Origin of the sequence: Ruegeria sp. HKCCD4315 (genome assembly GCF_013112245.1) — a bacterium.
Taxonomy (GTDB): Bacteria; Pseudomonadota; Alphaproteobacteria; order Rhodobacterales; family Rhodobacteraceae; genus Ruegeria.
The window spans coordinates 517373-536648 of sequence record NZ_WVRN01000001.1 but is presented as its reverse complement, the minus strand read 5'-3'; the positions used below and the strand labels follow the sequence as shown (position 1 = coordinate 536648).

Here is a 19276-nt window from a genome sequence, read left to right as displayed (position 1 = left end):
TGTTTTGCCGCCGCATGAACCCCCTTCAAAAAACGACCCGGGTTCTTAGGCCGAACAGCGTAATGCTGTCCTGAGTGGGGTTCAGCAGCGGGTTGGAAATGAACTGCACCGATGGTGTGATCTGCAATCCCGGTGAGATTGAAAACCGGTAGAAAGCTTCAAGCGTGAACTGTGTCCCGTCTATGCCCCTGGCTTCGGCCCAGTTCAGGCCAACACCAGCCAAATCGGTATTGCGACCGTAATATCCCAGACCGGCAGATATCGACCGATCGTAAAGAGCTGCTGTTCCTTTTGAGGCCCCTGCCCGAAAGAACGGCATCCACTTATTGTCGACAAACCATGCCGCAGAAAATGCAGCGCCATAGTCTTCCGCTCGGCTGCCATCATCAGCCGCATCCGCATGCCAGAGGGTCAAATGGATATTGTCGAAATAGATACGATCAAAGCCGGAAGTGTACCCAAGTTCGAGTGATTTGAAGAGATTGCCGTCGCTGAACACATCGAAATTTGGGTCAGACGGGTCTGCGTTCGCGTCCGACACGCTCGCAACTGCGTAGAGTTTTTCGCTTAGCTTAACCCCACCCGCGATCCCCAATCCTTGATTGGGTGTATTGATCGTCGGGTTGGTGTTGAAGGACAGGTTCTGGAATCCGCTGTAGGGACTGACCAACCCATAGATGTCCACGAAGTCCGTGACATCAATCTGCCCAACTTGCAGCGTCCACGACCCGTTCTCGGCCCTTTGGGTCCAAAACAGGTTGGTAAGTAACAAACCGTTGTCGTTGAACGCTGTCCCCGTGATAGAGAGGGCACCACCATCAAGCCCGAGAAATTGGGGGGCAACGCCGGTATAACTGTGTCGCTGCTCGATCTTGAATGTCACAGAACCACGCTCGGTTGCCTGCCAACTGCCATAGAACCGAGCAATTCCACCGGCCGCTTCACCGGTGCCCAGATCAGCATTTGTGGTTTGGCCAAGCGCCAAGTAATCAATGTTGAATCGAAACCCGTCCTCGGCCAGCCGGTCTTTCCACGTAAACCAACCCGGGGCTACGTTGCGCGGAAAATCTGAACGGTATTGCGGATCGGTCAATCCGTCGCCGGGTTCAAGCTCGGCTTGCACCGAAGAAGGGCCGGACAATCCTTGGGCCGAGGCCGTGCCAGCAGATGAAATTACCAAGGCAGTAAGCAGGTTCTTTATCATTCGGACGCTCTTGCCCCGCCCGTCTTGCGATCACCCGCCGCGCGGATGCGATCAGCGGCACGCTGTTTCCACTCCAACCTGTCCGCCTCGGTTTCTAGGGTTTCAACACTGTCCGTTTCCAGTTGGAATGTCGCGCTCATGGGCATCAGGCCATCCACGACCATCATGCTCTGAACGGACGGGTCAATTGTCAGCCTGCCCGTCAGTCTTACCGGTTCATGATAATAGCTGGGTGCCCAATCGTCGTTCAACCGCACACGGATCATCTGGTTAGGAGGAGGCGGAGGCATGTGGCTGCACATCCCACGCTCTGGCACCAAGTAGGCCACAGGTCGCCCGTCAGGATCACTTGGGGCTGGAATGGCAAAGCCGGCCAGTGTGACGGTCTGGCCGTTATGTTGCGGATTTCCATCCGTTGCTGCTTTTCTTCGGCGTTCTGTCACGACCTCTCGCTGATCGAGCAGCCAGTCGATATCAATGTCCTCTGCGGCCAAAGCATCCTCAGTCTCAGCCAGCAGTTCTTGCCATTTCTGCCGTTCTTCTTCGCTGCCATTGCCCTGCTCCATCCTGCCGCGCAGTCGGACAACAAACAGAACATCGTCGAACTGTTCCGGGCTGAGATCTCGATAAGGGTCTTCAAAGACTTGCGCGGATGGGTCTGGAAGGTCCGCCCAGTCCACCGCAACCCCATTCGCGGCCAACGCGGGGGGAGCACACCAAACCAACCCTGCGACTATTATGGATCGTAACCAATTGCGCATGAACACCCTCCGGCTGCGGTATCAATCAGTCCAGCGTATTTTTGTATATCACGCCATCCTTCATAATCAGGCGGATAGTTTCAGGGCTTTCCGGCCTGGGGTCCGCACCGAACCATTGATCGCCCGTCCCAACGACAGAGAAGTCTTCGAGAGGATTTCCATCAATCAAAAGGATGTCGGCATAAGCGCCAGCTTCGATCACACCAAGCTTTCCAGCCGTATACGGGTTCATAAAGTCACCCGACAAAGCGACCACCTCACCACCTGTCGATGTCAGCGTCACCAACGAGGTGAACGGGCCGAAAAATTCATTGTTCAGGTGTTTTTCGTAGGCAATCTGGATATTGCACGCCTCCACCGACCCTACACAGTCTGTCTGGAACCCTCGCTTCACCGGGCATTCCTTCATGTTGTCGATATAGCCCGCAAACGTGGCCGAGGCAGATTTTGCCTTGGCAAGGCTCGACGGGACGTTTGCCACCGCAGGAATATCAAGCAAACCGGGATCAAAGGCCGTTAGGTTGGTCGTGATGTATGCCCCCTTTTCGTTCATGACCTCAGCGATTTCACAATCGAACGAGAACCCATGTTCGATCGACATCACACCTGCATCCAGCGCATTCAAGATTGCTTCTTTTCGGTAAGAATGCGCCATGACGTAGCTGCCATATTCATTTGCGACTTGCACGGCTGCTTTGATTTCCTCTGGCGATCCAGCCAGCAATTGCCATGGATCAAAGGCAGAAACCACGCCGCCGGATTGCATGAATTTCAACTGCGTGGCGCCCATGCGAAAGTTGTTGCGCGCAAACTTATAGACGTCATCGACACCGCTGATCTCTTGCGCCAGGTTCAGACGGCTCATGTTCGTTTCAGCGCCCGGTGGAGCAGTGAAATTTGCGAAGTCTGCATGACCACCCCGTGTTCCAATAAATGCCCCGGAAGGATAGTACCGGGGGCCGTCGATTTGCCCTGCATCAATGGCCCTTCGCAGCCCGCCATTGGCGCCACCCGCATCCCTGACTGTGGTGAAACCCTGCATCAAATACATCTCGGCCATCCGTGCACCGTGAATGGCAAAGTCCTCCCATGTCGTGTTGGCCTCCATCGCCGGCAGCGTCGGACCCATCAGCATAAGGTGAGCGTGAAGTTCAATGAAGCCGGGCGTCAGCGTTCGCCCACCACCGTCAATGACAGTTGCGTTGGGTGCATCGATCGCGTCGACGGAAACCGCCTTGATCAGATTGCCTTCAACAAGAACACTCGCATTTTCGATACGCTGCTCATTTACGCCATCAAAGACATGGACGTTGGTGAACAACGTTTGCGGCTCGTCCTGATCCTGAGCCGACGCAAACATAGGAAAAGTCAAAACCGCTACTGCAGTCACTGACGCGTAAAAGGACATTCGTGAGCCAGACATAAGGTCCCTCCTCATATTCATGTTTTTATAACTGTAGAGTGGAAACTTTTAGGTCGGTTGCCACTTTTGCATTAAGATGTTCGAATATGAAGGCTAAAGTGGCCACCGAGTAAAACTGCTGGTCCAACCAAAGGTGACAAGCTTGCCGTTCAACTCAACCTCTCAAGAACACAGCGAAGGCTTTATCCGCCTTGCTTTAGCGGCCCCGTTTTTGCAGTTTCTCACCACCCGAGGGATCAATCCACAACCAGCTTTGGATCAGGTCGGATTGAAAGCTGAACTGTTGTCCGACCCTTCTGTCTATGTCCACTCAGAGTTGGTCTATGGTCTGTTGAATGCCTTCTCTGAACTGTCGGGCGATCGATTTCTTGGACTGAATGTAGGGGAAACATTCGATCTGCAAGGATGGCCTCCGTTCGCTGATGCCTTGCAATCGACAACAACGCTTTTCGAATTTTTTGCGCGTTTTGTTGGGCTTGTTCCGCAGGAATCCAACTCTGTGCGGCACAGTCTCGTCATAGAAGCCGACAAAGCGATTTATCGGATCGAGAGACAACAGGAACCAACGGTTCAACCTATTCAGGTCACAGGTTTTGGGGCCGCAATATACGTGCGTCTGTTGCAAACCGTTGTCGGAAGTTCCTGGGACCCCGCGCAAGTGCGTTGGGAAAGCAGATACATCAATGGCCTGCCACTCGACTACAAAGGGATCGAGGTCGGCCTTGGAACCGATCCCGGGATGCAAATCAGCTTTCCCGTGGAATGGCTGTTCCTGAACCACGTTTCAAATGCATCGGCTGCGCCTGTCGCCTCAGTTCGGGAAAAGGAAGAAGTGACCGTGGTCGCTGCATTGCGATCTGTCTTGCGCGACAAGTTGGATGAAACCGATTTAGGGCCAGAAGTGGTGGCCGGGTTGCTGGGTATACCACCAGAACGATTTTCCCGAGCGCTTCAGCAGCAAGGCACAACGCTGCCCCGCGAGATCAAGCGGCTGCGCGTTGATGTCGCCAAAGAACATCTGAAAAAGAGTGCGATGACAATTGCCGAGATTGGACTAACGCTCGGCTATTCGGACAAGTCCCATTTCACCCGGTTTTTCCGCGGGCAAACCGGCACAACGCCGACGCAGTACCGACTGGAACAGAAGTCAAAGTAAACTTCGCAAGATCCCGCGCTGCATCCGCTTACGTTCCGTTTGCGCGAATATCGCCTGAGCAATTGCCGGACTTTTGGTAAACCCGGTTTACCTCGGAAGGTCACTGAGCTGCGCGTTGCTTTCTTTCCGGCCAGAACTCATCAACAACGACATATGCCGCAATGACAAAGAAAGCGGCGCTGGCGACTTGAAAAACGCGCGTGATGCTTTTGACGTCCGCCTCATCCGAAAACGGAGAAATCGACCCGCCATAAACGATAAGCACCGTCGTTAACGCCGAACCTGCCGCTGCAGCCAGCGGGATCTGAGTTTTTCCAAGGGCCCCGAGTGACAGGCAGAAAAACAGGCATACCAGGATCGGTGTCAGAATGACTGGCGCGATGACGTTTAGCTCATAGCAGATGATGGATATTGCCGCTCCGAGAAGGTTTGCTGTCAGCATGGCTTTGGCAACCGTTTTGCCCATCGATGGCATTGCAGCAAGTTGCTGGCTCAGAAGCGCAACAAAGAACAGGACCAACAACGCAGACGCGCCTGAGATAAAAAACGCCATGGCAAACGGCACCGTTACAAGCGACATTCTTACAATCCGCCGATTGGGATCAAAGTCCGAAGACGCCGCGGCTTTCTTCTGAGCGCCAGTCTGAGGTTCGGCGGGTAACAACACAAACATCAGGGTCGATACGAAACCTGCAAATAGCAGGTTCAACGGTATCCAGAACACCAGCACCAACGCCAAATCCTGTGATTGCAAAACAAGATTTGGAATCATCAATGCACCCATCAGGGCGATGACACCGGGCAGAACTCCTGCTCCTGAAACTGACCACATGAAGGACAGGATAATCCCGATGGCCACCAGAATGAGAAACACAACAGGATATGGAGCAAAGACCGACGACAGAAGGAAGGAAATGAACATCAATCCAATCGAAAAGACGAACAGTTTCGCGAAGGCCGCCAAGGGTAAAGCAGCAGGTGCCTGAAGGAACAGGGCGGTGAACACAGCCCCAACCACGGCAAGCGGCCACCCCAGAAACAGACCCAAGGCGAAGACACCGGTCACACCCAGTGCAAGCCGGATAACGGAGTTCCGATCCTCAGTACGCATAGGACAGGATGGACACCAAGCGAATGTAGGTCCGACCGACCATATTCAGCAGCGAGTTGTCGCTCAGATACATGATCACATCAGCCTGGCCGTTTAGTTGGAAGCGAAGATCATCTTCGGCGTTTCCGGCCTCATATCCTGGCAGAACGATCCGCACCGGAAATCGTTCCGGTTCACGCAGAAAGCCTTTGGTGCTGGGCGGGCTTGCCAATTGTCCCGGCTCATCCCCACCACTCAGGGATACGGCCGCGCTAAAACTCTCAATCACGCCCGGAACAATTTTGCCGGGGTGCATGTCCAGCACGACGTCAACCGGCGATCCCACCGAAGCGCGGCCAAGGTTGTTCTCGGTAAAGTAAGCCTCAACCCAGACATCCGTTGCATCCAAAAACGTCAACAGGTCCTGACCGGATCTGGCATATGTACCGGGGGCGATCAAAAGATTGGATATCACGCCCGTCGCCGGGGCACGTAATTCCGTCCATTCAAGGTTCAGCTCTGCATCTGCCAAAGCCGCCAAAGCGCGCTGAATTTTTGGGTTTTCGATACCGTCATCACCCAGCCTTTGCTTGGCTTTTTCCAAATCCGCTTTGGCATTTTCGAAATTCGCTTCAGATTCTGCAAGCTGCCCGCGAGCGTCATCGGCCTTTGAAACGGCGATCAACCCTTTCTTTTCAAGCGCAAACACGCGCTCGGTTTGAATGCGCATCGTATCAAGATCACTTTGCGCCCTGGCCAGTTTGGCTTGTGCAGCGCTTACCTCGGCCGAGGAGGCCCCCACTTCCTGTGTGGCCGCTTCCAGATCAGCTTCAGCCTTGTCGCGGTCGATTTCATAAGGTCTTGGGTCAATCCGAACCAGAACATCTCCTGCCGAGACGACCTGACCGTTTTCAACAAGAACCTCGGTCACTGTCCCAGTGACCTGCGGTACGATCTGGGTCGCGATGGCCTTTACCCTGGCGTTTCCGGTGAACGGTGTTTTTCGGTCAGCGACGAGGTACCAGACCAGAAAGATCAGAATGACGGCCAGCGTTGTCCAAATCGTCTTCCTCATTTTGCTTCTCCGTCCGCAACACCTTCAGTTGCGGGTGGGGAGTCGATCCAGACTTTGAACAACTCATAAAAGACGGCGAACAGAACCGGCCCCATAAATATGCCGATCAGACCGTAAGCCATCATGCCTCCGAGAACACCGATCAGGATAACCAGCATGGGTGTCTCAAGACCCTTTGAGATGAACACTGGTCTCAGGAAGCTGTCCATTATGGCAACGGGAATGGCCAATATTGTGAAGATCAAAGCCGCACCCCCGGACATCGAACTCCATGCGTAGATGATAACTGGCAAAAGAACCAAACCGGGCCCAATCTGAATGATCGAGAGTATCAGGCAGATAAATGCCAACGTTGCAGCCGATGAAATCCCAAAGAGAACCAGCAATATCCAAACAACGACGGCCTGAATGGCCGCCACGCCGATCACGCCTTTGGTCACGTTTCGGATTGTTGCTCCGGCCAGTGTAATGAATTCGCCGCCACGCGGAGCGAAAACACGGTTCGCAAAACGCTGCAAACCTTGAACCAGAGTTGGTCCGGGGCTGAACAAGGCCCCCATGATCAACACGGACAAAGCAAGACCGAGTAGTCCGATACCGATCCCCAGAACCTTACCAAAAAGCGACTTGGTGATCTCAAGGATTTGCGCACCGTATTTTGCCAACGCGCCGTCCAGATTGCGCTCAAACATGCCCCAAACTTCGGAAATTTTGTTTCCGACCAACGGCAGTTCCTTAAGGCCTTCTGGTGCCGGTGGGATTTTCAACTCACCTCTGTCGGCCTGCTCGGCAAAATCTGACCCAAGTTCTGCGGCACCGGATACAGCCGTTGCGACCGGCCCTAGGGTTAACACCAGGCCCAATAAAACCAGGATTGTCGCAGCAAGCTTTTTCCGCCCTCCCATCTTGGATTGCAGCCAATCAAACACAGGGTAAAGCGCGACGCACAGGATCGTGGCCCAGATGACCACACTGGCAAGCGGGGCCACCATGACCAAAGCGCTGTAGAGGAACAATCCGAGAAAGAGCAACCGTATCGCGAGGTCGACAATCTTCGCATCTTGAGTCTTTTCCATACCATCCCTCCAAAAACTTGTTTTGTGTACATTATACTCAAAAAACGTAATATGTATATTTTTTAACCCGCAAAAGACGTTAGCAAGTTGAAGAGTTTAAGAAGCCCGGCCGCGATTTAATTTCATGAAGCGCATTGCGGTCTACGCCAGAGAAGAACCGGCTAAACTTGGCGCTGCTTATTTTTGATTTTTGTCATCGTCCTGCGACAGGATCGTATCCGCCACAGTGGTCGCTGCGGTCACAAAGATACCGAGGCCAACAATGATATACACCATCGTAAAAATCTTCCCCGCCGCGGTTTCAGGAGAAAAGTCACCGAACCCAACCGTGGAGATTGTAACAACAGAAAAGTAGATAGAATCCAGCCAGCTCCAACCTTCGACATAATGGTAAAACACCGATGCCCACAGGATCATACCGGTAGTGAAGGCAAGCAGGCCCTTCACCCTGCCATCCTTAAAGGCGACGCCTATCCCTCGTGTTATTCTGGTTAACGAATTCATAACACCACAATACCTATAAATGCATTTCTACATAGTGTTTTTTGAATTTAACGTCTGAGCGATCATTTTTAGGTCGCTCTTTCCTTCCAGGATCGCATGTTGGTTGGGGTCGAGATTCAACTCAGAAAAATCAATACGCTGCAATCTGTGCGCTTCCCAGATCACCCAGCTCGAAGCAAATGGTGGCGACGCCGTCCGGTTCGCAAACAGAAAAGCCACCGCCCTCAGGGAGCGATGGCGATCTTTTGTGTTCAGAACTTCAATCTGCAACTGGTTAAGTTGCAGATTGATGCGCGCGTTCACGACATCAAGTTAATCCGGCAGGCGACGGTCTAACCACACTTGGAATGCCCGCAACTGCGGCAGGTCATGCAACCCTCGATCATCACCATGTCATACTGACCGCAGGATGGGCAGGCTTTGCCGCGTGGTGCGTCCATGTTGACGACTTGTGCCTGTGGGTCGGATTTCAGACCCATCCCCTCGCCTTCCAGAAAACCGATATTGATCATGTGCTGCTCGATCACACCGCCAATCGCGGCCAATATCGACGGGATGTATTTCCCCTGCACCCAGGCCCCACCACGCGGGTCGAACACGGCTTTCAGCTCTTCGACGACAAAGGACACATCCCCACCGCGACGGAAAACGGCCGAGATCATGCGGGTCAGTGCCAGCGTCCAGGCATAATGCTCCATGTTCTTCGAATTGATGAACACCTCGAAGGGGCGGCGGCGACCTCCGATGACGATATCGTTGATGGTCAGGTAAATCGCATGCTCGCTGTCGGGCCACTTCAGCTTGTATGTGGACCCTTCCAACGCCTGCGGACGGTCCAGCGGTTCGGACATGTAAATCACGTCTCCACCATCGACCTCATGCGGCGCATCTGCGCTTTCTCCCGGCACTTTGTCATCGCTTTCCGAAACGGTCAGGACCGAGCCGGTCACATCATTCGGACGGTAGGTGGTGCAGCCTTTGCAACCCTTATCCCAGGCTTGCATATAGACATCCTTGAACGCATCAAAGCCGATATCTTCAGGGCAGTTGATCGTCTTGGAAATCGAACTGTCGATCCATTTCTGCGCCGCCGCTTGCATCTTGACGTGATCGGACGGGGACAGGGTTTGCGCGTTGACGAAATAGTCCGGCAGTTCTGTGTCACCGAACTTGTCGCGCCACATCTGCACCGCGTAATCCACGACCTCTTCTTCGGTCCGCGAACCGTCTTTCTGCAAAACCTTGCGCGTGTAAGCGTAGGCAAAAACCGGCTCGATACCCGACGACACGTTGCCCGCGTACAATGAGATCGTACCGGTCGGCGCAATCGAAGTCAGAAGCGCATTGCGGATACCATGGTCTCGGATCGCGTCACGCACATCCTCATCCATCTGAAGCATCGTGCCGCTGGCCAGGTATTTCTCGGCGTCGAACAGGGGGAACGCCCCTTTTTCCTTCGCCAAGTCGACCGACGCCAGATACGCGGCGCGGGCGATTGCGTGCAACCAGCGCTCGGTCTGACGCGCCGCGTCGTCTGAGCCATAGCGCAAGCCCAACATCAGCAGCGCATCCGCCAGACCGGTTACGCCAAGACCGATGCGGCGTTTGTCCTGCGCCTCGGCCTCTTGTTCGGCCAGCGGAAATTTCGAGGCATCCACCACGTTGTCCATCATCCGAACAGCGGTGGCGACAAGCTTTTGCAAAGCCTCCTCGTCCAGATGGGCTGCGTCCTCAAACGGGTCCGCGACCAGACGCGCCAGGTTGATCGAGCCCAACAGACACGCGCCATAAGGCGGCAGAGGTTGTTCGCCGCACGGATTGGTGGCGGCAATGGTTTCAACGTAGCTGAGGTTATTGGCCTGATTGATGCGGTCGATGAAGATTACACCCGGCTCGGCATAGTCATAGGTCGCCTGCATGATCTTGTTCCACAGATCACGCGCCTGAACGGTGTGATAGACCTTGTCGCCAAACACCAGCTCCCACGGGCCATCGGCTTTGACGGCCTCCATGAACGGATCAGTTACAAGCACCGACATGTTGAACATGCGCAGACGGGCCGGGTCGGACTTGGCGGTGATAAACTGTTCGATATCGGGGTGGTCACAGCGCATGGTCGCCATCATCGCCCCACGGCGCGAGCCTGCGGACATGATCGTGCGGCACATCGCATCCCAGACATCCATAAAGCTCAGCGGGCCCGAGGCATCTGCCGCGACGCCTTTAACGTCTGCACCGCGCGGTCGGATGGTCGAGAAGTCATACCCGATCCCGCCGCCCTGCTGCATGGTCAACGCAGCCTCTTTCAGCATGTCGAAAATGCCGCCCATACTGTCGGGCACTGTGCCCATGACAAAGCAGTTGAACAGTGTCACCTGTCGCGCGGTACCCGCACCCGCTGTGATCCGCCCCGCAGGCAGGTATTTGAAGTCCTCCAGCGCCTGATAGAACTCTTTTTCCCAATGCGAAGGGTCTTTTTCGACCCGCGCCAGATCGCGGGCAATACGCCGCCAACTGTCTTCGACCGTCTGATCGATGGGTGTGCCGTCCGCTTGTTTAAAGCGGTATTTCATGTCCCAGATCTGCTCGGCGATGGGGGCGGCAAAGCGGCTCATTGGTGATTCCCTGTTCTGAAAGAGGTATCCAGAGTACCCTAAATCACACCCAGACCACAACACCTTGATGACTGCGTACTGTGAGCTACAATATAAAGATCGGCCTTGGGACGACTCTGTGGGAAAGCTGTGGATAAGTACGTAAACCTCATAAAACTGTCTGTCGGGTCAGAAAGCGTCGATACGCTGATAGCCTGGCAGGACAGCAGAAAGCCCCTGTATCATGACGGCTGTCCGCGCCACGTGACCCGCATGTGGCCCAAGCGCGAGGCTGAGATTCTGAATGGCGGCTCAATCTATTGGGTTATCAAAGGCGTGATCCAGTGTCGTCAGCGCATCCTGCGATTGGATGAGGTGATCGGAGAGGACGGCATCCGCCGGTGTGCCATTGTGCTAGACCCCGAGGTCCATCGGACTCAGAACGCCCTGAAGCGCCCGTTTCAGGGATGGCGTTATCTCAAGCCTGAGGACACACCAGCTGATTTGCCCAAAAACCGCGAGCAGGACGATGCCCTGCCGGATGACCTCAACCGCGCGCTGGCAGAGATAGGGGTGCTTTAACGCAGCCGATCCAGCAGGTCAGACAGAACCGCCTTCTCCGTCGCGTCGTATTTAGCAACCCGGCTACGCCACAGCGTGGCCTGCGATTGCAGGATCAGACCGTCAGACAGGATTTTCAGGTGGTTGGCCCGCAGCGTTTCGCCAGTCGAGGTGATGTCGGCGATCGCCTCAGCGGTTTCGTTCATTACCGTGCCTTCGGTCGCGCCCTGGCTGTCGACCAGAGTGTAATCGGCCACACCTGCATCGGTCAGGAACTCTCGGACCAGCCGGTGATACTTGGTCGCAATCCGAAGGCGGTGGCCATGGGTCTTGCGAAACGCCGCCGCCGCGGCATCCAGATCGTCAAGCGTATCGACATCGACCCAACAGGCCGGCGTTGCAATGATCAGATCCGCCTTGCCAAAGCCCAGCTGCGAGATCTCTTCCAACTGCTGTTCCCAACGCGGCAGTTTCTCGTGCACCAGATCAATACCGGTGACACCCATGTGGATCCGCCCCGCCGCCAGTTCGCGCGGGATTTCCCCGGCAGACAGCAGAACCAGCGAGACCCCATCAATCCCTTCGACCTTGCCCGCATATTCCCGATCTGATCCGCTGCGGGACAAAGCAATGCCGCGCTTCTCGAACCACGAGAAGGTCTTTTCCATCAACCGGCCCTTCGAGGGCACGCCCAGTTTCAGGCTCATTGCGCGCCCTCCTCGATCTCGAGCATCAGGTCGGGCCTCAGCACGCCACCAACGGCAGGGATTTCGGCCCCGTTGCCCAATTGCCGGGTCAGCGCATCATAGCGCCCGCCGGTCGCGATCGGAGGCAGATCGGGGCGGCCTTCGGCATAAAAACCGAAAACAAACCCGTCGTAGTATTCCATCGAGGTCCGGCCATACGCGGCTTCAAAATCCAAACGCGCGACATCGACACCACGCGCCTGCAACGCGGCCACGCGGGCCTCCAGCCGGTCCAGCGCCGGGGAGATCTGTGGCAAATCCACCGCGACGTCGCGCAGTTGCTCCATCGCAAAGGGCATGGTCTCACGCACATTCAGCAGCGTTTCCAAGCCGACAAGCTCACTGTCAGAAATCGGCGGGGTATCACGATCCTCGCGCAAAGCTTCGATCCGCGCCTCGATTTCCGAGGCCCGACGTTTTCCGATCATAGGCGCGTCAAATACCATCGGTTCGGTGGCGTTCAGCAGATCAGACCGCAGCTCGGGCTCTGGCGTCCTGCCCGCGTAACGATCCAGCAGAACACGGAATCGGCGTGGCCGCCACAGGTGGCGCATCAGCGCGGCTTTGCGAGGCTCGGTCGTACGCAACCCGGCCACAGCGGCCGTCAGGATACCGATATCCCCGGTGGCTGCACGCAACGGCAAACCGCGCAGTTGTAGCGCAAAAAGCGAGAAGACCTCGGCATCGGCCCCGGCAGGATCGTTCCGGTCAAACACCTCATAGCCGACCTGAATGTATTCATTGGCCCGGTCCGGGTCGTGTTCCTGCCGCCTGAAAACCTCACCCGAATAGGTATAGCGCGCGGGCTCGGCCCCGTCGCTCATATGCATCTGCACTACGGGCAACGTGAAATCCGGGCGCAGCATCTGTTCGCCGCGCAGGGCGTCCGACGTCACATAGGCGCGGGCGCGGATGTCTTCGCCGTAAAGATCCAACAAAGTTTCCGCCGGCTGCAACAGGGGCGTATCCACGACCTGAGCGCCAGCCGCCTCGAACCGGACACGCATCATTGCGGCGCGGGCCTGTATCTGGGAACGGTTGGGCATGGGTCAGTCCTGACTTTCCAGAATTTCGCGCACCTTCGCGACCAGATCACCGCGTGGCACTTCGAACTGGCTGGGGCGCTCTTTCCATTCCTCCAGCGTGGCGCTTTCGGCGATCTTGGCACCAAGGATCAGGTCCTTGATCTGCACGATGCCATTGGCTTTTTCGTCACCGCCTTCAATCACTGCTATTGGAGAATTCCGCTTGTCCGCGTATTTTAGCTGATTGCCGAAGTTCTTGGGATTGCCCAGATAGACCTCGGCGCGAATGCCCGCGTTACGCAGCTCCGCCACCATTGCCTGATAGTCGGCCATCCGGTCGCGATCCATGACCGTGACAACCACAGGACCTGTTGCTTGGGCAGCGATCCGCCCCTTTTCACGCAGAGCAGCCAGTAGACGGTCAACGCCGATCGAGATACCGGTCGCAGGCACTTCCTGCCCGGTGAAGCGTTTGACCAGATCGTCATAGCGCCCTCCACCCGAGACCGACCCGAACTGCCGCTTGCGGCCTTTCTCGTCGAAAATCTCAAAGGTCAGTTCAGCCTCATAGACCGGGCCGGTGTAGTAACCGAGACCGCGTACAACGGACGGATCTATCTCGATCCGGTCCGAACGGTAACCGCCTGCATCCAGCAGCGCGCCAATCTGTTCCAACTCGGCGATGCCATCCGCACCGATCTTGCTGTTGCCCACGGCCGCGCGCAGGTTGGCCAGCGTTCCGGCAGTATCCGCAGCCTTTGAGGTCAAAAACGCAATCACCGGCTCGGCTTGGTCATCGCTCAGGCCCACGCCGTCGATAAATGCGCCTGAGGCATCCAACCGGCCTTTGGTCAGCAGTTCACGCACACCAGCCTCGCCCACCTTGTCGAACTTGTCGATGGTGCGCAGAACGTTGTCGCGCGCGGCGGCGTCCTCGCCCAGGCCCATCGCCTCGAGCACGCCGTTTAGAACCTTGCGGTTGTTGACCCGGACCAGATAGTCGCCACGCGGAATACCCACGGTCTCCAACGTATCCGACAACATCGCGCAGATCTCGGCGTCTGCAGCCATCGAGGCCGTGCCGACCGTATCCGCATCACACTGATAAAACTGACGATACCGCCCCGGCCCTGGCTTTTCGTTGCGCCAGACCGGACCCATCGCATAGCGGCGATAGGGTGTCGGAAGGTCGTTGCGGTGTTGCGCATAAACCCGCGCCAAAGGCGCAGTCAGGTCATAGCGCAAGGCCATCCAATCGCCATTGCCGCCTTCGTCGAATTCCTGCCAGGCAAAGACGCCTTCGTTTGGGCGATCCACGTCGGGCAGGAACTTGCCCAGCGCCTCGACTGTCTCAACCGCGCTGCTTTCCAACGCGTCAAACCCGTAACGATGATAGACACCCGCAATCGTCCGCAGCATCTCGGTGCGCTGCGTGACTTCCTCGCCGAAATAGTCGCGGAACCCTTTTGGCGTTACGGCCTTGGGGCGGGGCTGTTTCTTGGGCTTGGCCATGTGGGGCGTCCTCGGGAGTGTCCTTGTTCCGCGCGCGGTCTATCCCATGGCCCGCATCGGGGCAAGGCGCGCTTTCTCTGGCCATGGCGGCACAGGGTCGCTATGACCGGCACATCAAGGAGAGCACCATGCAGCATCTGGAAGAACAGATCGCCCATCTGACTCGTACGGTCGAAGAACTGAACACGGTTGTCACCCGTCAGCAAGGTGAGATCGACCGCCTGACGCGTCGGGTCGAAATGCTGCTGCAACGAGAGGCAGAACGCGCGCAGGAAGGATCAGGCGGTGTTGTCTTTGGTGACGAACGCCCACCACATTACTGAGGCGCTACAGCCCTAGCGTTGATTTCACCGCATTGTCGACGACACCACCCAAAAGGGCGTTCTTGTCTGCTGCGCACCCCTCGGACAAAGCAGCGATGAAGGTTTCGCGCAGCTGGGTTTTTTCCTCATCAGTCGTCGCGTGGTCTTCGATGTTGATTTGCCGGTTGTAGAGTGAAAGAGCCGTCATCTTCTCAACAACGGACACAACAAAAGCTTCGTCGCCATCTGCCTCTTCCGCAATCGAGGCGCAGGTGTAGTGCATAACAGGTAGTGCGTCCTGCACCATCTGCTCCGCCGCCTCATCAGCCAGCGCAGCGCCGGATAGAGACACGCAAATCCCTGCAACAAAGGTCTTGGTTAGGGTCATACGCATGGCGATCACTTCCAGTTATGTCCGATAATTGCACCGGCTACACCGCCGATGGCCGCCCCTTTGCCGTCACCGATCAAAGCGCCTACGCCAGCACCGATCAAAGCACCTTCAATCGTCTGCTTTTTCTTCTTGTCATCCTTGTCATCCGCCAGACCCGCTGAGGCGGACACCAAAGCCAGCGATGCTGCCGCACCAAATAGAACTGTTCTGAACGTGAGACCTGCAAACGTCATATCAATGCCCTCCCATGGCATGACCTAAAGACATTTCTATCAGATCAGCCTAACGAGGCGCTAACTGTCTGGCAACAAAGCGGTGTCAGATCTCTTCGACGCTCATCACACCTTCCAGCGATTTGATCGCCCCCTTGATCTGCGGGTTGATCGGAAACTCGCGCCCAAGATCCATTTCAACGTCACCCGGCAGGCTTGGGTCCAACAGCAGCAGTTGGATCGGACCTCGCGCTGCGCCTTTGGCAGCAGTCGCGGCGTCTTCCAGCACTTTGGCGACGGTTGACACCGCCTGCGCCTCATCAACGAAAATACGCAGCCCGGTTGCCCCGGCTTCGGCCACCAGCGAATCCGCCGGTCCAACCGACCGACCCAGCAGCTTGAGCTGGTCGGCCTCCATCGTTGCCTCAGCCGTCAGCACAACCTGCGCGCCGGTTTCAAGAAACTCGCGGCATTTCTCCAATGTATCTGAAAACAGCGTGACCTCATAAGCGCCTGTTGGGTCCGAGAGCTGGGCAAATGCAAAACGGTTGCCCTTGGCCGATTTCCGTTCCTGCCGTCCGGCGACAACACCAGCCATCTTGGCGATCAGTGGGCCAGAGCGGGCCTTTTCCATCACCTCATCCAACGTCAGGACCTGTTTGCGTTTAAGCGCAGGCATGTAATCGTCTAGCGGATGGCCGGAGAGGTAGAAACCGATCGCCTTGAACTCTTCGCTCAACCGTTCAGCAGGCAGCCAATCCGGCGTCGGCGACAGGCGAGGTTCAGGTAGGTCATCACCGGCTTCACCAAAAAGAGACACTTGGTTCGAGTTCTTTTGTTCATGAATCGCCGCCGAATACTGCACCAGACGATCAAGGCTTTCGAACACACGGCGGCGGTTTTTGTCGAGCTCGTCAAACGCCCCGGCCCGCGCCAACATTTCCAACGGGCGTTTGCCGACTTTCTTCAGATCCACACGACGCGCAAAGTCAAACAAGTTGACGAACGGTTTTTTCGCGCGCCCTTCAACCACAAGGTTCATCGCCTCGACGCCCACGTTTTTCAGCGCGCCCAGCGCATAAACCAGTTCACCGTTCACTACATCGAACGTCGCGATGGAACGATTCACACATGGCGGCACGTAGGGCAGTTCCAGCCCTTTGCGAACTTCTTCGAAATAGACCGCCAGCTTGTCGGTCAGATGAATATCGCAGTTCATGACACCCGCCATGAACTCGACCGGGTGGTTCGCCTTCAGCCAGCCGGTCTGATAGCTGACCACCGCATAGGCGGCCGCGTGGGATTTGTTGAAGCCATAGTTGGCGAATTTCTCCAGCAGGTCGAAAACCTCGCTGGCCTTCTTGGCATCCACGCCATTCTCGCCCGCGCCTTTTTCAAACTTGGGGCGCTCAGCGTCCATCGCCTCCTTGATCTTCTTACCCATCGCACGGCGCAACAGGTCAGCACCGCCAAGGCTGTATCCCGCCATGACCTGTGCAATCTGCATCACCTGTTCCTGGTAAACGATGATGCCCTGCGTTTCCTCAAGGATATGGTCGATCAGTGGATGAACCGAGGTGATCTCGCGAAGACCGTTTTTCACCTCACAATAGGTCGGGATGTTTTCCATCGGACCCGGACGGTACAGCGCCACAAGGGCCACGATATCCTCGATACAGGTCGGCTTCATGCGCTTGAGCGCGTCCATCATGCCCGAGGATTCCACCTGGAACACCGCCACCGTTTTGGCTGCCGAGTAGAGCTTGTATGTCGCTTCATCGTCCAGCGGGATGGCGTTGATCTGGTTCTCAGCCCCTTCAGCGGGTTCGTAAAGCTCGGTGCCATCGGCAGCGATATGCAGAGGGCGACCGGACTTGAAGATCAGGTCCATGGCGTTCTGGATGACGGTCAGGGTTTTCAGGCCCAAAAAGTCGAATTTGACCAGCCCGGCCTGTTCCACCCATTTCATGTTGAACTGGGTCGCGGGCATATCCGAGCGCGGGTCCTGATACAGAGGCACCAGTGCGTCCAAAGGCCGGTCCCCGATCACCACCCCCGCAGCGTGGGTCGATGCGTTGCGTAGCAATCCTTCGACCTGTTGGCCGTAGGTCAGAAGGCGATCCACCACCTCTTCGTTCCGCGCCTCTTCCCGCAGGCGTGGCTCGTCTTTCAGCGCTTTTTCAATGGAAACAGGTTTGACGCCCTCAACCGGGATCATCTTGGACAAACGGTCCACCTGCCCGTAAGGCATCTGCAAAACCCGCCCGATATCGCGCACGGCAGCTTTCGACAAAAGCGCACCAAAGGTGATGATCTGTCCCACCTTGTCGCGCCCATATTTCTGCTGAACGTAGCGGATCACCTCTTCCCGGCGGTCCATGCAAAAGTCGATATCGAAATCCGGCATCGACACCCGCTCGGGGTTCAGGAAGCGTTCGAACAGCAGCGAATAACGCAGCGGATCAAGGTCGGTGATCGTCAGCGCATAAGCCACCAGCGAACCCGCGCCCGAGCCCCGCCCCGGTCCCACCGGGATATCCTCATCCTTGGCCCATTGGATAAAGTCGGCAACGATCAGAAAGTAGCCCGGGAACCCCATTCCTTCGATAATGCCTAGTTCGAAATCCAACCGTTCCTGATATTCCTCGGGCGTCACCGCGTGGGGGATCACTGCCAGACGTTTCTGCAACCCCTCGTTTGCGATACGGCGCAGTTCAGCCACTTCGTCATCGGCAAATTTCGGCAGGATAGGATCGCGGCGATAGGCCATAAAGGCACAGCGCTTGGCGATCTCGACCGTGTTCTCAATCGCTTCTGGAAGGTCCGCGAACAGCGTCACCATCTCCTGCTGCGACTTGAAATAATGCTGTGCGGTCAGTCGGCGGCGGCCGTCTTGCTGGTCGACATAAGCCCCTTCGGCGATACAGATCAGCGCGTCATGCGCTTCATACATGTCCGAGGTCGGAAAATAGACGTCGTTGGTGGCGACCAGCGGCAGGTTTTTGGCATAGGCCATCTCTACATGGCCGCGCTCAGTCAGGCGTTCCGCTTCTGGCTGGCCGTCCTCACCCGGATGGCGCTGAAGCTCAATGTAAAGGCGATCCGGGAACATGCCCGCCAGCCGATCCACCAGCGCCTCAGCCGCAGGACGTTGACCCTGTTGCAGCAGCATCCCAACCGGCCCGTCCGGACCGCCGGTCAAGCAAATCAAACCGTCCGACCGATCCGCCAGCTCGTCCAAAGTGACCTGTGGCAACTGCCCGCCCTTGTCCACGTAAAGGCAGGAACTCAGCTTCATGAGGTTTTCATACCCAACCTCGGATTGCGTCAGTAACACCAAAGGCGCGGGCGCTTTGGGTTTCTCACCCGGTTGCGCCTGCACGTAGGTCAGATCAACCTGACACCCCATGATCGGCTGCACACCCGCGCCGCTTGCGGTGACCGAGAACTCCAATGCCGAGAACATCGAGTTGGTGTCCGTCACGGCTACGGCGGGCATCTCCATCTTCTCGCACAATGCGGGCAGCTTTTTCAGCCGCACAGCGCCTTCCAACAGTGAATATTCGGTGTGAACGCGGAGGTGAATGAATCGAAGATTACTGCTCATGCGGGGTAAGCTACCCCAGCCTGTCGCGTTGCAA

At 56.4% G+C, this 19276-nt stretch carries 18 protein-coding genes; 3 read left to right on the top strand and 15 right to left on the bottom strand.

Features of this window, described 5'->3' with window-relative positions:
* Positions 1-25: 25 nt before the first annotated feature.
* The 3 genes from GS646_RS02585 to GS646_RS02575 are packed head-to-tail and all read right to left on the bottom strand — an operon-like array spanning position 26 to position 3388.
* Positions 26-1204, bottom strand: a complete 1179-nt coding sequence (locus tag GS646_RS02585; protein ID WP_171184195.1) for a carbohydrate porin — start codon at positions 1202-1204, stop codon at positions 26-28.
* Positions 1201-1965, bottom strand: coding sequence for a DUF3299 domain-containing protein (locus GS646_RS02580; protein WP_171184193.1), 765 nt, complete (start codon positions 1963-1965; stop codon positions 1201-1203). Before GS646_RS02580 ends, GS646_RS02585 begins: the two co-directional genes overlap by 4 nt.
* A 25-nt stretch (positions 1966-1990) precedes the next feature.
* Positions 1991-3388 carry an amidohydrolase family protein gene (locus tag GS646_RS02575; RefSeq protein ID WP_216600423.1) on the bottom strand — a complete coding sequence of 466 codons (1398 nt, stop codon included), beginning with the start codon at positions 3386-3388 and terminating at the stop codon, positions 1991-1993.
* A 142-nt stretch (positions 3389-3530) separates the two neighbouring features.
* Here GS646_RS02575 and GS646_RS02570 point away from each other — a divergent pair, with 142 nt between their 5' ends.
* Positions 3531-4544 (top strand): AraC family transcriptional regulator, encoded by a 1014-nt coding sequence (locus tag GS646_RS02570; RefSeq protein ID WP_171184191.1) that lies wholly within the window; start codon positions 3531-3533, stop codon positions 4542-4544.
* 100 nt (positions 4545-4644) lie between these two features.
* On the opposite strand, the gene GS646_RS02565 is transcribed toward GS646_RS02570, so the two are convergent.
* From GS646_RS02565 to GS646_RS02540, 6 genes are all read right to left on the bottom strand, one after another.
* Positions 4645-5655, bottom strand: coding sequence for a DUF2955 domain-containing protein (locus tag GS646_RS02565; protein WP_171184189.1), 1011 nt, complete (start codon positions 5653-5655; stop codon positions 4645-4647).
* Complete coding sequence (locus GS646_RS02560) at positions 5645-6709, bottom strand: HlyD family secretion protein (RefSeq protein ID WP_171093418.1); 1065 nt, start codon at positions 6707-6709, stop codon at positions 5645-5647. The genes GS646_RS02565 and GS646_RS02560 overlap by 11 nt, the downstream gene beginning before the upstream one ends.
* The gene (locus tag GS646_RS02555) at positions 6706-7785 is read right to left on the bottom strand and encodes an AI-2E family transporter (protein WP_171184185.1); all 1080 of its coding nucleotides are present in this window, start codon (positions 7783-7785) and stop codon (positions 6706-6708) included. The genes GS646_RS02560 and GS646_RS02555 overlap by 4 nt, the downstream gene beginning before the upstream one ends.
* 177 nt (positions 7786-7962) lie before the next feature.
* Complete coding sequence (locus GS646_RS02550; protein ID WP_371732012.1) at positions 7963-8232, bottom strand: potassium channel family protein; 270 nt, start codon at positions 8230-8232, stop codon at positions 7963-7965.
* An 84-nt stretch (positions 8233-8316) separates the two neighbouring features.
* Positions 8317-8592, bottom strand: a complete 276-nt coding sequence (locus tag GS646_RS02545; RefSeq protein ID WP_171184181.1) for a hypothetical protein — start codon at positions 8590-8592, stop codon at positions 8317-8319.
* Positions 8593-8621: 29 nt separating this feature from the next.
* The gene (locus tag GS646_RS02540; RefSeq protein ID WP_171184179.1) at positions 8622-10904 is read right to left on the bottom strand and encodes an adenosylcobalamin-dependent ribonucleoside-diphosphate reductase; all 2283 of its coding nucleotides are present in this window, start codon (positions 10902-10904) and stop codon (positions 8622-8624) included.
* A gap of 129 nt (positions 10905-11033) precedes the next feature.
* On the opposite strand from GS646_RS02540, the gene GS646_RS02535 reads away from it, so the two are divergent.
* Positions 11034-11465 carry a DUF1489 domain-containing protein gene (locus tag GS646_RS02535; protein ID WP_171184177.1) on the top strand — a complete coding sequence of 144 codons (432 nt, stop codon included), beginning with the start codon at positions 11034-11036 and terminating at the stop codon, positions 11463-11465.
* Here the strand turns inward: GS646_RS02535 and hisG are convergent.
* The 3 genes from hisG to hisS are packed head-to-tail and all read right to left on the bottom strand — an operon-like array spanning position 11462 to position 14727.
* The gene (gene hisG / locus GS646_RS02530; protein ID WP_171093427.1) at positions 11462-12151 is read right to left on the bottom strand and encodes an ATP phosphoribosyltransferase; all 690 of its coding nucleotides are present in this window, start codon (positions 12149-12151) and stop codon (positions 11462-11464) included. The two genes, GS646_RS02535 and hisG, sit on opposite strands and share 4 nt — an antisense overlap.
* Positions 12148-13236, bottom strand: a complete 1089-nt coding sequence (locus GS646_RS02525; RefSeq protein WP_171647324.1) for an ATP phosphoribosyltransferase regulatory subunit — start codon at positions 13234-13236, stop codon at positions 12148-12150. The genes hisG and GS646_RS02525 overlap by 4 nt, the downstream gene beginning before the upstream one ends.
* Positions 13237-13239: 3 nt before the next feature.
* The gene (hisS, locus tag GS646_RS02520) at positions 13240-14727 is read right to left on the bottom strand and encodes a histidine--tRNA ligase (protein WP_171184173.1); all 1488 of its coding nucleotides are present in this window, start codon (positions 14725-14727) and stop codon (positions 13240-13242) included.
* 128 nt (positions 14728-14855) lie between these two features.
* Here hisS and GS646_RS02515 point away from each other — a divergent pair, with 128 nt between their 5' ends.
* Entirely contained in the window at positions 14856-15050 is a 195-nt protein-coding gene (locus GS646_RS02515) for a SlyX family protein (protein ID WP_170573549.1), read from the top strand.
* A gap of 4 nt (positions 15051-15054) precedes the next feature.
* Here GS646_RS02515 and GS646_RS02510 read toward each other — a convergent pair whose 3' ends face one another.
* The 3 genes from GS646_RS02510 to dnaE form a co-directional block, all read right to left on the bottom strand.
* The gene (locus GS646_RS02510) at positions 15055-15423 is read right to left on the bottom strand and encodes a YmgD family protein (RefSeq protein WP_253746491.1); all 369 of its coding nucleotides are present in this window, start codon (positions 15421-15423) and stop codon (positions 15055-15057) included.
* A gap of 5 nt (positions 15424-15428) precedes the next feature.
* Positions 15429-15656, bottom strand: coding sequence for a YMGG-like glycine zipper-containing protein (locus GS646_RS02505; protein ID WP_171093435.1), 228 nt, complete (start codon positions 15654-15656; stop codon positions 15429-15431).
* Between the two features lie 85 nt (positions 15657-15741).
* Positions 15742-19242: a DNA polymerase III subunit alpha gene (dnaE, locus tag GS646_RS02500; protein ID WP_171647326.1), complete on the bottom strand. Its 3501-nt coding sequence runs from the start codon at positions 19240-19242 to the stop codon at positions 15742-15744.
* Positions 19243-19276: the final 34 nt, after the last annotated feature.

Excerpts from the sequence above, each read along its gene's own strand:
- GS646_RS02585 (WP_171184195.1), bottom strand. The coding sequence starts at position 1,204 with ATGATAAAGAACCTGCTTACTGCCTTGGTAATTTCATCTGCTGGCACG.
- GS646_RS02580 (WP_171184193.1), bottom strand. The coding sequence starts at position 1,965 with ATGCGCAATTGGTTACGATCCATAATAGTCGCAGGGTTGGTTTGGTGT.
- GS646_RS02575 (WP_216600423.1), bottom strand. The coding sequence starts at position 3,388 with ATGTCTGGCTCACGAATGTCCTTTTACGCGTCAGTGACTGCAGTAGCG.
- GS646_RS02565 (WP_171184189.1), bottom strand. The coding sequence starts at position 5,655 with ATGCGTACTGAGGATCGGAACTCCGTTATCCGGCTTGCACTGGGTGTG.
- GS646_RS02560 (WP_171093418.1), bottom strand. The coding sequence starts at position 6,709 with ATGAGGAAGACGATTTGGACAACGCTGGCCGTCATTCTGATCTTTCTG.
- GS646_RS02555 (WP_171184185.1), bottom strand. The coding sequence starts at position 7,785 with ATGGAAAAGACTCAAGATGCGAAGATTGTCGACCTCGCGATACGGTTG.
- GS646_RS02540 (WP_171184179.1), bottom strand. The coding sequence starts at position 10,904 with ATGAGCCGCTTTGCCGCCCCCATCGCCGAGCAGATCTGGGACATGAAA.
- hisG (WP_171093427.1), bottom strand. The coding sequence starts at position 12,151 with ATGAGCCTGAAACTGGGCGTGCCCTCGAAGGGCCGGTTGATGGAAAAG.
- GS646_RS02525 (WP_171647324.1), bottom strand. The coding sequence starts at position 13,236 with ATGCCCAACCGTTCCCAGATACAGGCCCGCGCCGCAATGATGCGTGTC.
- hisS (WP_171184173.1), bottom strand. The coding sequence starts at position 14,727 with ATGGCCAAGCCCAAGAAACAGCCCCGCCCCAAGGCCGTAACGCCAAAA.
- GS646_RS02515 (WP_170573549.1), top strand. The coding sequence starts at position 14,856 with ATGCAGCATCTGGAAGAACAGATCGCCCATCTGACTCGTACGGTCGAA.
- GS646_RS02510 (WP_253746491.1), bottom strand. The coding sequence starts at position 15,423 with ATGCGTATGACCCTAACCAAGACCTTTGTTGCAGGGATTTGCGTGTCT.
- GS646_RS02505 (WP_171093435.1), bottom strand. The coding sequence starts at position 15,656 with ATGACGTTTGCAGGTCTCACGTTCAGAACAGTTCTATTTGGTGCGGCA.
- dnaE (WP_171647326.1), bottom strand. The coding sequence starts at position 19,242 with ATGAGCAGTAATCTTCGATTCATTCACCTCCGCGTTCACACCGAATAT.